The sequence below is a fragment of the Nitrosomonas sp. genome (assembly GCF_019752415.1).
In the GTDB taxonomy this organism is placed as follows: domain Bacteria; phylum Pseudomonadota; class Gammaproteobacteria; order Burkholderiales; family Nitrosomonadaceae; genus Nitrosomonas.
Genome location: NZ_JAIEME010000040.1, coordinates 23,274 through 36,627, shown reverse-complemented (window position 1 = coordinate 36,627; position 13,354 = coordinate 23,274). Strand labels below are relative to the sequence as shown.

At 41.7% G+C, this 13,354-nt stretch carries 12 protein-coding genes; 5 read left to right on the top strand and 7 right to left on the bottom strand.

The features are described from left to right. Positions 1 to 281: 281 nt before the first annotated feature. From rfbD to K2P83_RS07950, 4 genes are all read right to left on the bottom strand, one after another. Positions 282 to 1,196 (bottom strand): dTDP-4-dehydrorhamnose reductase, encoded by a 915-nt coding sequence (rfbD, locus tag K2P83_RS07965; RefSeq protein WP_292928016.1) that lies wholly within the window; start codon positions 1,194 to 1,196, stop codon positions 282 to 284. Next, positions 1,193 to 2,251 (bottom strand): dTDP-glucose 4,6-dehydratase, encoded by a 1,059-nt coding sequence (rfbB, locus tag K2P83_RS07960; RefSeq protein ID WP_292928014.1) that lies wholly within the window; start codon positions 2,249 to 2,251, stop codon positions 1,193 to 1,195. The genes rfbD and rfbB overlap by 4 nt, the downstream gene beginning before the upstream one ends. A 73-nt stretch (positions 2,252 to 2,324) precedes the next feature. Next, the gene (tilS, locus tag K2P83_RS07955; protein WP_292928012.1) at positions 2,325 to 3,578 is read right to left on the bottom strand and encodes a tRNA lysidine(34) synthetase TilS; all 1,254 of its coding nucleotides are present in this window, start codon (positions 3,576 to 3,578) and stop codon (positions 2,325 to 2,327) included. 67 nt (positions 3,579 to 3,645) lie between these two features. Continuing rightward, positions 3,646 to 4,614 (bottom strand): acetyl-CoA carboxylase carboxyltransferase subunit alpha, encoded by a 969-nt coding sequence (locus K2P83_RS07950; protein WP_292928010.1) that lies wholly within the window; start codon positions 4,612 to 4,614, stop codon positions 3,646 to 3,648. A 192-nt stretch (positions 4,615 to 4,806) separates the two neighbouring features. On the opposite strand from K2P83_RS07950, the gene msrB reads away from it, so the two are divergent. The 5 genes from msrB (at position 4,807) to K2P83_RS07925 (ending at position 8,363) form a co-directional block, all read left to right on the top strand. Further along, positions 4,807 to 5,328, top strand: a complete 522-nt coding sequence (gene msrB / locus K2P83_RS07945; RefSeq protein WP_292928008.1) for a peptide-methionine (R)-S-oxide reductase MsrB — start codon at positions 4,807 to 4,809, stop codon at positions 5,326 to 5,328. 4 nt (positions 5,329 to 5,332) lie between these two features. Continuing rightward, the gene (gene msrA, locus K2P83_RS07940; RefSeq protein WP_292928006.1) at positions 5,333 to 5,986 is read left to right on the top strand and encodes a peptide-methionine (S)-S-oxide reductase MsrA; all 654 of its coding nucleotides are present in this window, start codon (positions 5,333 to 5,335) and stop codon (positions 5,984 to 5,986) included. Positions 5,987 to 5,996: 10 nt separating this feature from the next. Then, on the top strand, positions 5,997 to 7,121 hold the full coding sequence (locus K2P83_RS07935) for a cupin domain-containing protein (protein WP_292928004.1): 1,125 nt from the start codon (positions 5,997 to 5,999) through the stop codon (positions 7,119 to 7,121). 581 nt (positions 7,122 to 7,702) lie between these two features. Beyond that, complete coding sequence (locus K2P83_RS07930; protein WP_292928002.1) at positions 7,703 to 7,855, top strand: hypothetical protein; 153 nt, start codon at positions 7,703 to 7,705, stop codon at positions 7,853 to 7,855. A gap of 361 nt (positions 7,856 to 8,216) precedes the next feature. Beyond that, entirely contained in the window at positions 8,217 to 8,363 is a 147-nt protein-coding gene (locus K2P83_RS07925) for a hypothetical protein (protein WP_292928000.1), read from the top strand. A 175-nt stretch (positions 8,364 to 8,538) separates the two neighbouring features. Here K2P83_RS07925 and bamC read toward each other — a convergent pair whose 3' ends face one another. The 3 genes from bamC to clpB all read right to left on the bottom strand — a co-directional run bounded on the left by bamC (position 8,539) and on the right by clpB (position 13,322). Further along, positions 8,539 to 9,693 carry an outer membrane protein assembly factor BamC gene (gene bamC, locus K2P83_RS07920; protein WP_292927998.1) on the bottom strand — a complete coding sequence of 385 codons (1,155 nt, stop codon included), beginning with the start codon at positions 9,691 to 9,693 and terminating at the stop codon, positions 8,539 to 8,541. Between the two features lies 1 nt (position 9,694). Continuing rightward, positions 9,695 to 10,582 carry a 4-hydroxy-tetrahydrodipicolinate synthase gene (dapA, locus tag K2P83_RS07915; RefSeq protein ID WP_292927996.1) on the bottom strand — a complete coding sequence of 296 codons (888 nt, stop codon included), beginning with the start codon at positions 10,580 to 10,582 and terminating at the stop codon, positions 9,695 to 9,697. Positions 10,583 to 10,694: 112 nt separating this feature from the next. Beyond that, positions 10,695 to 13,322, bottom strand: coding sequence for an ATP-dependent chaperone ClpB (clpB, locus tag K2P83_RS07910; RefSeq protein ID WP_292927994.1), 2,628 nt, complete (start codon positions 13,320 to 13,322; stop codon positions 10,695 to 10,697). Between the last annotated feature and the right edge of the window lie 32 nt (positions 13,323 to 13,354).

The window sequence follows — 13,354 nt, the reverse complement described above, 5'->3', positions numbered from 1 at the left end:
ACAAATGCGCCTTCTGAGCCGATACTGATCAATGAAAGTGATTGTTCGCGTGATTTCAGCAAGGAAATGACTAAAAAATATCGCGATACTCACAAAAAAATCAGAAATTGTAACGAGTTTGATAATTCGTTGAATTTTGCAAAGGTCTCGGATATTCTAACATTTCCGGTTCTTATGATCACCAAAATCAGTAAATATATATTTAACATCAAATTCTTGTTGGCATTTAATGGCCGATTGTTTAGCTCTGGATTACCTGTGGCCGTGCTTTGGGGCTTTCTTTATATTGCTCCAAAATGTTTCTTATCTAATATTTCAGTGAGTGTACGCGATGCTCCAATTCGCCATTCAGGAAGAATTAGATCAAAGGTATTTTCTAGCTTACGAGTATTTAAACGCGAGTTAAGTGGGCGTTCTGCAGGCAATGGATAGTCATCACTCTTTAGCGGTTGCAGTGCAGTAGATGGAACTTTGAGTGGAATGTTTGCTTGCTCAGCATGCTTTAAAATGAATTTGGCAAAATCGAACCAAGATGTACACCCGCTTGCAACTAAGTGATATAAACCGGATACCTCAGGATTGTGTTTTAATGTAAGTATTGCGTAAGCAGTGACATCAGCAATTAATTCTGCTCCTGTAGGTGACCCAACTTGATCATTGACTATCGTTAATTTATCTCGTTGCCGCGCTAAGCGGAGAATTGTTTTAATGAAATTATTTCCATAGGAAGCATAAACCCAACTGGTACGAAATATTAAATGTGCACAACCAGATGACCGAATATTTGTTTCACCTTCCAACTTAGTTTTACCATAAACATTGAGAGGATCCGTAGGATCGGTTTCAAGATATGGTTGGTCACCAGCGCCGTTAAAAACATAATCCGTGGAATAGTGAATTAATCGAGCATTCAGTTGCCTGGCTTCTTGTGCCAGTACGCCAGGTGCCTCTGCATTAAGAATTTGAGCTAACTCTGGTTCCTTTTCAGCTTTATCGACCGCTGTATAGGCTGCTGCATTAACAATGATATCTGGCGAAATTTTCCGTACGGTTCGTTTGACGCCTGCAAGATTAGTTAGATCGCCGCAAAAATTTTCACTTGTCGAATTTAAAGCGACTAATTCGCCTAAGGGAATCAAACTGCGCTGCAGTTCCCATCCCACTTGACCTTTTCCGCCGAATAGTAATATTTTCATTTCAGTAACCCGAGATAGTTTCTTTCTATCCACTCGCGGTACGTACCGTTTTGAATATCAGATATCCATTGCTGATTATTCAGATACCACTGAATAGTTTTACGTATTCCCGTCTCAAACGTTTCTGCTGGTTTCCAGTTTAATTCACGTTCAATTTTCATTGCATTAATTGCGTAGCGACGATCGTGCCCTGGTCGATCCTTGACAAAAGTAATCAACTTGTGAAAAACCGAGCCAGGAAACGAGTCTTCTAATAAAGTACAAATTGTTTGAACAATCTCGATATTTGGTTTTTCATTCCAACCGCCAATATTATAAGTTTCTCCTACAATACCGGCTTCTAGTACACGGCGAATTGCGGAGCAGTGATCAGTAACAAATAACCAGTCGCGAATTTGCTGACCATCCCCATATACGGGTAAAGATTTCCTTGCCAAAGCATTAGCAATCATTAAGGGGATTAATTTTTCTGGGAACTGGAAGGGGCCATAATTATTCGAACAGTTTGTGGTTAGTATGGGTAAGCCGTACGTGTGATGATAGGCACGAACTAAGTGATCACTGGAAGCCTTGCTTGCTGAGTAGGGGCTGTTGGGTTCATAACGATGCTCTTCGGTAAAAGCGGGTTCGTTTCGAGTCAATGAACCATACACTTCATCGGTGGAAACATGGAGAAAGCGGAAATTTTGTTTAGTAGTGGATTCAAGCTCATTCCAATAAGCGCGTACTGCTTCCAATAAGTGAAATGTGCCCAGAATATTGGTTTGAATAAAATCTTCTGGGCCGTGGATCGAGCGATCAACATGACTTTCAGCAGCCAAGTTAATAATTGCTCGGGGTTGGTACTGAGCCAGGATTTGTGAAACCAGCTGGGTATTTCCAATATCTCCTTGTACAAAGATATGCCGCGTATCTTTAGATAATGAGGACAAATTTTGTAAATTACCGGCGTAAGTTAATTTATCAAGATTTATAATTTTTTCATCGGATTGTGCTAACCAATCCAGAACAAAATTACTTCCAATAAATCCTGCACCCCCTGTGACTAGAATCATGCTGTTTTCCTAAAGAATAGATCGATTGTGGTGATATTTCTATAAATGCCAAGCATAGCTTAATTTTTATTATTTACTCGGGATCCCAGCTGGGTAAAATTCCTATTTCATCAGAATGTACTTGAAATTCACAGTCGATGCCGATTCCCGGCACCCATATTAGCTTCTCACCACAAAACAATAAGGGTATGGAGATACGTTCCCACGGTGGGATAGCTGTTTCCTGCAATAGATTTTTCAATCTTTTGCGTGGGCGATTGCAAGCCGGTGTAAAACGTTCTCCGCCACTACGCGAACGCACAGTGATTGGTTCATTTAATAATTTTTGCTGGCTAATACCTTGATTTCTTACTTGAGTAAATCGGATACTGCCGCGTAAATGAGGGAGTGCTAAGTAGGCTTCCCCTCGCCATATGTATTGCTTGGGTTCTTGGAAAGGTGTTTTCCCGGGTAACATATAAATGATACCTTTATAACAACGCATTTCAGTATCACCAAAATTGATATGGAATTGATTGTCCATGCCTATCGATAAAAGCTGATTCAGAATATTTTCTATTTTGGCTGTGCTGGGAAGGGTTACACCGTAATTTAGCAATGTGTAGCGTAGAAGATTTTTGGCGCGAGGGAAGCTCAGCTTGCGTAGATTTTCAACTTGAAGTTTTCCCAAAGCACGACAATATGCATTATCGATTTCAGCTAATTCATCTAATAGAAATGATGCTTCAAACAAGTGGCGACTCGTACGTAACAGCGTTTTTGGATAATTGGGGTATCGTATTTTTAATATGGGTAGAATCTCATGACGCAAGAAATTTCTATTGAAAGTGATGCTGTCATTACTTTCGTCGACGATCCAATTTAATTTGTGTTGCCGTGCATAGGCTTCAATTCGGCTACGAGAAACTTCTAACAGTGGCCGGAATATTTGCGGAGCTGCATCAGAAACTTGTTTTCTGACAATTGGCATCGCACTCAATCCTTTTACGCCTGCACCACGAAATAATTGTAACAATAGAGTTTCGGCTTGATCATCCAGGTGCTGCGCCAATACCACATAATCTGCTTGTATATGACTGAATATGCGATAACGCTCTTCCCGGGCGATAGCCTCAAGACTGGTACCAGCTTCTTTTTTGATCTGTAGATAGGCGACATAGATAGAAATGCCGTAGCTGTGGCAGAGATTGCAACAAAACCTGCTCCAGAGTGTTGCGTTACTGCTGATACCATGATTAACATGCACAGCAGAAAGTGTAAATTGCAATTGTTTGGATAACGTAGCCAGTACGTGCAGTAATACAACGGAATCTATACCCCCACTCAAGGCAATAGTTAAGTGATCGCCCTGTTTAATATGTGCAAGTAATACTTCTTTCGTATCACATATAAGGCTATTCGACTTTGACTTCCTTAAATGAGCCATATGTCATAAGCCGATCTAGACGTTTTTCCAGAAGTGATTCGATAGAATGATCCTGAAGCTTGCGGAGTGATTCCTGTAAAACATTCTTTACCGATTGCATGATTGCTGGGTAATCACGATGTGCGCCACCGATTGGTTCAGTAATGATACTGTCAATTAAATTCATTGTTTTCAATCGGTCAGCAGTAATTCCCATGATTTCCGCTGCCTCAGGTGCTTTGTCTGCACTTTTCCATAGGATAGATGCGCAACCCTCCGGTGATATCACGGAGTAGGTGGCATATTGCAACATATGGATGACATCCCCGACAGCGACTGCTAAGGCACCACCAGAGCCGCCTTCTCCAATAATTACGCAGATTACGGGAACTCTTAATTCCGCCAAAACATAAAGATTCTTACCGATGGCTTCTGATTGCCCGCGCTCTTCCGCATCAATACCGGGATATGCACCTGGCGTATCGATAAAAGTAACGAGTGGAATAGAGAACTTCTCGGCCAAGCGCATCAGGCGCAGTGCTTTACGATAACCTTCCGGTTTGGGCATCCCAAAATTACGATAAATCTTTTCCCGAGTATCACGTCCTTTCTGATGGCCGATCACCATAATGGTCTGGCCGTTAAATCGTGCTATACCGCCGACAATTGCGTGGTCATCGGAAAAATTCCGGTCACCATGCAATTCTTCAAAATCTGCAAATAAATATTCAATGTAATCCAGCGTATAGGGGCGTTGCGGATGCCGGGCAACTTGTGAAATTTGCCAGGGTGTCAGTTTTGCATAAACATTTTTCGTGAGAGATTGACTTTTTGCCTGTAAACGCACAATTTCAGCCGAGATATCCAACGCGGAATCGTCTTGGGCAAAGCGTAATTCTTCTATTTTTGATTCAAATTCCGCAATATTTTGCTCAAATTCCAGAAAAGTGATTTTCATGTGGACTAAGATATAATCTTAAAACTGAGATGATACAGGATTTAAAGATAATTCTGCATGGTGGAGTTAATCAAAATGATGTCAATTTTTGGTGAGCATCTTAAATGTTGGACGAAGCTTGTTTGATCAGCTTGTTTGAGTTTTTTATGCAATGAGGTTATTTGACCGCATGAATCATATGAAGGAGTTTTTATGAAACGACGCACCTTTCTCCAAGGATGCAGTGGAATAACTGTATTGCCCCTTTTTTTATTATTATCAACACAAGCAGTTGCAAATCTTATCAATCAGACTGTGATCGAACCACTCAACAAACCACATAAAGCATGGCGCGGACTGGTTTCAGCAGAAGCTTATCGTGTTTTATTTGAAGAAAATACCGAAGAACCCGGTAGTAGCGAATTAAATTATGAGCATCGGGAAGGAATTTTTATTTGTGCTGCCTGTTATTTGCCATTATTTGAAAGTCAGTATAAATATGAAAGTGGAAGCGGATGGCCGAGCTTTACCCAACCTATTCCGGGAAGCATTGGTACTAAGCCCGATTTTCAACTAATTTTTTTGCGAACTGAGTATCACTGCGCACGATGCGGGGGGCATCAGGGGCACGTTTTTAAGGATGGTCCGCCACCCAGAGGCGAGCGTTGGTGCAATAATGGACTGGCGTTAAAATTTGTACCAAAAACAGACCAACTACCGGCACTCAGAGGCTAAGTCTATGTTGAAATGGATTCATCAACAGAATTTTATGATTGTGTTATTGCTGTTTGTAGTGATATTGAATGCTTGCCGACAAATGGATGGACCAATAGCAGAGGCAACGATTTCGCTAATACCGGAGGAAAATTTAGAGACAGCAATCTTTGCTGGCGGTTGTTTTTGGTGTACGGAATCTGATTTTGATAAAATCCAAGGTGTTGTTTCGACTACATCAGGTTATATTGGTGGTACCGTGGAGAATCCAACCTATGGTCAGGTGGTTGCTGGCAAAACCGGGCATGTTGAAGCTGTGAAAATTCATTTTGATAATACAAAAACTAGTTTTTCCCAATTACTAGCCGCCTATTGGATAACGATAGATCCGTTGACCATCAACAAACAGTTTTGCGATGTCGGGCCACAGTATCGCAGTGTGATTTTTTACCGAAATTCTGATCAAAAAGAGCTGGCAGAAACCTCAAAGAAGGAACTGGCAGCTTCCCGGCGATTTAATCGACCGATTGTTACGGAGATTTTACCTGCGACGGAATTTTACCGCGCAGAAGAATATCATCAAGATTATTACATTAAGAACCCACTGCGGTATACATATTATCGGAACAATTGCGGACGGGATAAACGGTTAGAAGAATTGTGGGGAATTAAACATTAATAGAATAAAGATGATTTCTTTGGGAGGAATTACGCCTAAAGACTTTTTACGTGATTATTGGCAACAGCGGCCTTTGCTGGTAAGGAATGCATTGCCTGGTTTTGGCGGATTATTAACGCGCGATGAACTGACGGAACTGGCGTGTCATGAAGATGCGCAATCCCGCCTTGTAATCCAGAGAAATAGTAAGTGGCATCTTAAGCATGGTCCACTCAACAGCAATGATTTTGCAAAGTTGCCTAAAAAGCAATGGGCACTACTAGTGCAAGATGTGAATCATTTTCTGCCTTCAGCGCGTGACTTATTGTCGAAATTCCGCTTTATTCCGCATGCCCGCTTGGATGACCTAATGGTGAGCTATGCACCCAAGGGTGGTGGGATCGGGCCACATTTTGATTCCTACGATGTATTCTTATTGCAAGGAATGGGATCTCGACGTTGGCAGATATCGGCGCAGCAGGATGATCGATTCATAGCTGACGCTCCGCTTAGAATACTGAAAAATTTCCTGCCGGAACAAGAGTGGATTCTTAAACCGGGTGATATGCTTTACTTGCCGCCTAAATACGCGCATAACGGGATTGCTGAAGATGATTGTATGACATATTCCATTGGCTTCCGTGCTCTCAGTCATGATGAGGTGATGACACAATTTCTTGTTTATCTACAAGACAAGGTAGAAACGGAAGGCCGGTATTCTGATCCAGGATTGCGATTGCAATCTCATCCATCAAAGATCAGTGAAGCAATGCAAGCCCAGGTACATTCGATATTGAAGAAAATTAGCTGGAGTCGCGATGATATTGAAAATTTTCTGGGTATTTATCTTTCGGAACCTAAGTCACATGTTTTCTTTGAGCAGCCGATGGAACCTCTGGCGCCATTTGTATTTCTGCAACAGATTAGGAAAAATGGAGTTCAGCTTGGCTTAAAAAGTAGAATGTTAAGTAGCCATAATAAGTTCTTTATCAATGGTGAAGTTTGTAGAGTGAGTAGCAATACATTCAAAATGTTGCTTGAATTGGCTGACAATCAGAAATTCTTTCCATCTCCTCATATCGACGAGGAGACAGAGAAAATCCTGTATCAGTGGTATGTTAGTGGTTATATCGTAAGTAAGAATCAGGCAATATGAAACTCTCAATAGTCTGACATCTTAGAGATTTACTTGAATTTTTCTGGACAGTATTATTTTATTCTGGTTTTAAGGTTATGGTCTTTCTGATTTTAATGTCCGATGAGTTGTTTTACATAATTTAATTTTCGTCAAATTTATTTTTGATTATAGGAGATCTAGAATATGAAATACTCTCTATTAATTGCTGTTCTTTTAGCTTCATTTCTAGTCGGATGTGGTGAGCCAAAACCAGGTCAATACCCTCCAAGCTTTATGGATGAACGTGAGGGCACACCTAAGTAATGAGGTATCGGTCGAATCTTAAAGTTTAAGAGTTTTTCTAATTTCATAAAAAAGAAACCGCTTTGTAAGGGGCGGTTTCTTTTTTATGAAATTAGTTTAATAATATTAACGTGGTGTTCATAATAAGCTATCGATTATCTTGATAAATATTTTCCGAATGGTATCAGCGGATTAACAAGTTCGGCATAAAGTCTTTTAAGTTTTGTGGTAGTTTAAATAGGTACAAAATTGTATAATTGAATGGCTTCAATTATGCTATTGCATATTAACTAAATAGAAAGAACATGGGAGATTAAATGATTAAATTTTCACTTTTTGCCGCTGCATTTGCAGTATTATCGTTAACTGCTTGTGAAGGCAAGAAAAGTCTTGATGGCTACCCTATGGATAAACCACCCCCATCAGCTTATGCACCAAGGGATTCAGAACCTGCTGATAATACAAAATAGTCTTTTATAGGGCCATTAGCTTTTTTAAAAGAAGATTATTGGCTTGTCGATTGATAAAATAATAAATTAAGCTGGATTATTTATTATTTTATCAATCAAAAAAGATTTTTCATTTGATTGCGACCACTGCGTATAATTCCAGTTTATGAAATTATATGCAGTGTGGGTATGAAAAATGAATTTGTAGAAACTATGAAATTATATGGGATATGTAGAGTTTTTCTTATTCCATTAATGATTAAATAATCCAAAAAGCAGATATAAACTCGTTAAATTTCTAGCTAGAACTTGCTTGAATGATTGGTTTAATTCGTTATATACTGCTGAACTTACTTTTAAGAACTTTTTATAAGGAAAATACATGATGAAATATACTCTTCTGGCTTCACTCTTGCTGTCTTTAACGTTATTTGCATGCGGTGGAAAACCTAGTCAAGCATTGCCTGAAACTGAAAAAGCGAACTATGAAAAGGTTATGAAAGGCGGAGAGCCAGACAGCAAAAAATAATTTCTTTTTGCCTGAGAGAAAAACCGCCCGAAGAGGCGGTTTTTTATTTGCAAGATTTATTTTTTGGATATTTGCTCTTTTTCATTCTTTCTGAGAGTTTCCCTTATTACTTTAGGATTTTTCCAAAATACAAAACTAACTCTTCAACGCGCTCATGTCAGCACTCACACTTTTGTTATTTAAGCTGCTCATGTAAAAGCTTCAGAATGCGGCTCGTAGTGGCGGAATTCACCGCTGTTTCGTCATCATTTAACAGAGTAACTTTGCTGGTATTGGTTCCAGTGCTATGAATTTGTATACGGTATTTTGCAGCTTTTTCATCATCCTTATTCCCGCTACGCCAGAACATAATTCCTGACAGAATACCCTCGTCATCGCTTTTTTTCTTGCTGTCCTTATCGGGACTAAGATAGCGCACAAAATAAATACCCTCTACGCGATTGCGATCCTCAACAGTAAAGCCAATACGGTCAAGTGCCAAACCAACACGTCGCCATGATCTGTCGAATGCTTCAGTAATGACGAGAGTACTCCCTGTTTCCGAGTCAATGTGGGCGCGTTCTTGAGCAGTACTCTTGCCGGTAGTTAACTCCAGCTTGGCTTTCTCTTCTTCTACGCCAAAGCGCATCATCAAACGAGATAGCATCTCAGCTTCCAGGTCAGGATCTGCTGCGCGTGGTTGCCAGATTGTCCGGTTGAGGCTGCCTCCTTCCAGGACCTCATTCATGCCACGATGACTGATATATATTTCGGTACTGCCTATCTCATTGCGTTCCAAACGGGTGCGGAATTTATCACGCTCAGCTGTTGAATAAATACTATCCAGGAAGGTGGAGAGGAAAGTGCGCACAAAGTCTTGTGGAATCTTGGCGCGATTTTCTGCCCAATCAGTTTCCATAATTCCTGCTTCTGGAACTTCTATTTTGATCAAGAAACCCAGTTCCTGCCAGAATTCTTTTACTATTGGCCATACAGTTTCAGGAGATTGCGGTACAACCAGCCAGCGTTGCGTTCCAGCTCGCTCAATATGCACATTCTGAATCGATGATGGTAAAAAAGAGGATGTGCCAGCAGCCGTTTGTTGTCCGCCACGTTCGCTACTATAGGTGGAAAATGTTGCACTACCTGATGAACTGAGTTCAGGGATTGAATAACGTTCATCAATAGCGGGTTTGATGAGATCGGGCGGTATGTCTAAAGCAGGTAATTTTCCTGCTGACTTATAATCGATGGTTTTGGTTTCTGGAAACAGGTTGCAACCTGTATTTGTCAATGAAAGCGCCAATACCAGAGACGGTATGGTTACTTTTCGCCATTTCATTTTTGACATCTTATTCCTTCAAATCATGGATATTGGCTGATTGCATGGCTTCTCGAATAAGCTGGTGATACTGAGCGGATAAGGGTGTAAGCGGCAGTCGGATTCCAGAGCCGATTAAACCCATTTGTGCAACAGCCCATTTCACAGGTATTGGATTCGCTTCTACAAACAGATCAATATGTAAACGCAGGAGCTTGTGATTCAGCACTCGCGCAGTATTTAGATTGCCAGAGAATGCAGCAATACACATTTCACGCATCATTCTGGGTGCTACATTTGCCGTGACTGAAATGACGCCATGACAACCTAACAGCAGCAATGCTAATGCACTGACGTCATCACCGCTATAGATGGAAAATCCGGATGGTGCACGTGACAATAAGTCAGAACCTCGCCCAATATCTCCCGTTGCATCTTTAATACCCACAATATTGGGAATCTGTGCCAAGCGTAGTGCGGTATTGTTATGAATATCTGCAACTGTTCTACCCGGAACGTTGTAGAGGATATGTGGAATTTCTACTGCTTCTGCGATTGCCTTAAAGTGCTGATACAACCCTTCCTGAGTAGGTTTGTTGTAATAAGGAGCAACCGAGAGACAGGCATCTACGCCAGAGTCTTTTGCATAAATCGATAAATCAATAGCTTCACGCGTTGAATTCGCACCAGTACCTGCAATCACCGGGATGCGTCCAGCAACATGTTCAACTGCAGTGCGCATCAACAAGTGGTGCTCATCAAAATCTACAGTTGGCGATTCACCTGTCGTGCCAACTACTACAACGCCATCGGTACCCTGGTCTATATGGAAATCAAGAAGAGAACGGAAACGCTCTAAATCTAATCCACCCTCTTCATCCATCGGAGTGACGATAGCAACCAAGCTACCTTTAAACATATCAATCTATCCAGTAGAAATAATACATTTTACCCGAATCTCATATTGTTGAAGTATATTCACCATGTATTCCGGCATATTTTATTCTTGCTGCTGACTTAGATGCTACGCTTTAATCTATCGATATATCTACATTTGATTTAGAAAAGTTGATCTTGTAATCACTGAAATCAACTTTAATCGTATCTTTTGCAATAAATCGACCTTCCAGAATTTCCTTGGCTAATGGATTTTCAATTTGCGATTGAATAGCACGTTTTAGAGGACGTGCGCCATAAACTGGATCAAAACCAGCTTGAGAAAGCGCTGCCAGTGCTGCTTCGCTGACTTGGAGTTTCATATCCAGTTTGGCCAATCGTGTTTCCAGGTAATTCAATTGTATTCTGGCAATCGATTTAATATGTATTTCATCTAACGCATGAAATACAACGACTTCATCAATGCGATTAATAAATTCTGGACGGAAATGCGTTTTTACTTCGCCCATAACGGCTTCTTTGATTGCTTGATATTCACTTCCGGACATTTCCTGAATCATTTGAGAACCCAGGTTGGATGTCATGACGATAACCGTGTTCTTAAAATCAACGGTGCGACCCTGACCATCCGTCATGCGTCCGTCATCCAGAACTTGTAGCAATACATTGAATACATCCGGATGTGCTTTCTCCACTTCGTCTAGCAAAATAACCGAATAGGGCTTTCTGCGTACGATCTCAGTTAAGTAACCGCCTTCCTCATAACCGACGTAACCCGGCGGCGCACCGATCAGGCGAGCTACCGAATGTTTTTCCATAAATTCGGACATATCAATGCGGATTAGATGGTCTTCGGAATCAAACAGGAATCCTGCCAGAGCTTTACATAGTTCAGTTTTCCCTACACCGGTTGGTCCCAGGAACAGGAAAGACCCGTAAGGCCGGTTGGGATCAGCCAGCCCGGCACGCGAACGGCGGATCGCATCAGATACTAAGCGCACGGCTTCATCCTGACCAACCACGCGATCATGTAGTTTTTGTTCCATCAGCAGCAGTTTTTCGCGTTCACCCTGCATCATTTTAGACACAGGGATGCCGGTAGCTCGCGATACCACTTCTGCAATTTCTTCTGCGCCGACTTGCGTGCGTAATAGTTTGGGCGTGATTGTCACACCAGGTTCGCTGTCTCCGGTTTGTTGCTTCTGATCATTGAGCTGGGATTGTAATTGCGCTTCCAGTTGCGGGAGACGACCGTATTGCAATTCCGAGACTTTTTGCCAATCGCCTTTACGGGTAGCCGCTTCTATTTCCAGCTTGATTTTTTCCATTTCCTCCTTAATCTGTTGGGAGCCTTGTACATAGAATTTTTCAGTTTTCCAGATTTCGTCTAAGTCAGCATATTCCCGTGCTTTTTGTTTTATTTCTTCCTCAAGTAATTGCAGGCGTTTTTGCGATGCTTCATCCTTTTCCCTTTTGATTGCTTCGCGCTCAATTTTGAGTTGTATCAAGCGACGGTCCAGCTTATCCAGCGCTTCTGGCTTGGAATCAATTTCCATGCGAATGCGTGCTGCGGCTTCATCAATCAAGTCAATTGCCTTGTCGGGCAGAAAACGATCGGTAATGTAACGATTGGATAATTCAGCAGCAGCGACAATAGCGGGGTCTGTGATATCCACGCCATGATGCACTTCATATTTTTCCTGCAAACCGCGCAGTATTGCGATCGTGGCTTCTACGGTGGGTTCTTCCACCAATACCTTCTGAAAACGCCGTTCCAGCGCAGCATCTTTTTCAATATATTTGCGGTATTCATCCAATGTGGTTGCACCGACACAGTGCAATTCTCCGCGTGCCAATGCGGGTTTTAACATATTGCCTGCGTCCATTGCACCTTCTGCTTTGCCTGCTCCAACCATCGTATGCAGCTCATCAATAAATACAATGGTTTTACCTTCGTCTTGCGCAAGTTCTTTTAACACCGACTTGAGGCGTTCTTCAAATTCGCCACGGTATTTTGCACCCGCCAGCAATGCAGCCATATCCAGCGAGAGAACTCGTTTATCTTTCAGGCTTTCAGGTACTTCCCCATTGATAATGCGCTGGGCTAAGCCTTCAACAATTGCGGTTTTACCCACACCCGGTTCACCAATCAGCACGGGGTTGTTTTTTGTGCGACGTTGTAGAACCTGTATCGCACGACGAATTTCATCGTCACGTCCGATGACCGGATCCAGCTTACCCTGACGTGCACGTTCCGTAAGATCCAGTGTATATTTCTTTAAAGCTTCTCGACTACCTTCGGCTTCTGCACTACTGACCTGCTCGCCACCTCGTATTGCATTGATGGCTTTTTCTAGTGCTGTGTAATTGGCACCATGTTGCTTAAGCAATGCAGCGATCTCACCTTTATCCTGCAAGATTGCCAGAAGAAACATTTCTGAGGCAATAAACTGGTCGTTACGTTTTTGCGCTTCTTTGTCTGCCAAGTTAAGCAGGTTATTCAACGTACGGGAAATAGCAACTTCCCCACCCGAATTTTCTACTTTTGGTAAACGATGAACGCTTTGTTTTATATTTTCCAGAAGTGGAGTGGTATTGACTCCGGAGCGCTGAAGCAAGGAAAGTGTACTGCCATCTTCTTGTTGCAATAATGCTAGTAGCAGATGCTGTGGTTCAATGGTTGGATTATCCTGACCGACAGCAACACTCTGTGCATCAGCAAAGGCTTGCTGGAATTTAGTGGTTAGTTTGTCAAAACGCATGAAATGCTCCCATAGTAGGTTATTGTTTCCTA

Coding starts and splice junctions, on each gene's coding strand:
- rfbD (WP_292928016.1), bottom strand. CDS start 1,196: ATGAAAATATTACTATTCGGCGGAAAAGGTCAAGTGGGATGGGAACTG.
- rfbB (WP_292928014.1), bottom strand. CDS start 2,251: ATGATTCTAGTCACAGGGGGTGCAGGATTTATTGGAAGTAATTTTGTT.
- K2P83_RS07950 (WP_292928010.1), bottom strand. CDS start 4,614: ATGAAAATCACTTTTCTGGAATTTGAGCAAAATATTGCGGAATTTGAA.
- msrB (WP_292928008.1), top strand. CDS start 4,807: ATGAAACGACGCACCTTTCTCCAAGGATGCAGTGGAATAACTGTATTG.
- msrA (WP_292928006.1), top strand. CDS start 5,333: ATGTTGAAATGGATTCATCAACAGAATTTTATGATTGTGTTATTGCTG.
- K2P83_RS07935 (WP_292928004.1), top strand. CDS start 5,997: ATGATTTCTTTGGGAGGAATTACGCCTAAAGACTTTTTACGTGATTAT.
- K2P83_RS07930 (WP_292928002.1), top strand. CDS start 7,703: ATGATTAAATTTTCACTTTTTGCCGCTGCATTTGCAGTATTATCGTTA.
- K2P83_RS07925 (WP_292928000.1), top strand. CDS start 8,217: ATGATGAAATATACTCTTCTGGCTTCACTCTTGCTGTCTTTAACGTTA.
- bamC (WP_292927998.1), bottom strand. CDS start 9,693: ATGTCAAAAATGAAATGGCGAAAAGTAACCATACCGTCTCTGGTATTG.
- dapA (WP_292927996.1), bottom strand. CDS start 10,582: ATGTTTAAAGGTAGCTTGGTTGCTATCGTCACTCCGATGGATGAAGAG.
- clpB (WP_292927994.1), bottom strand. CDS start 13,322: ATGCGTTTTGACAAACTAACCACTAAATTCCAGCAAGCCTTTGCTGAT.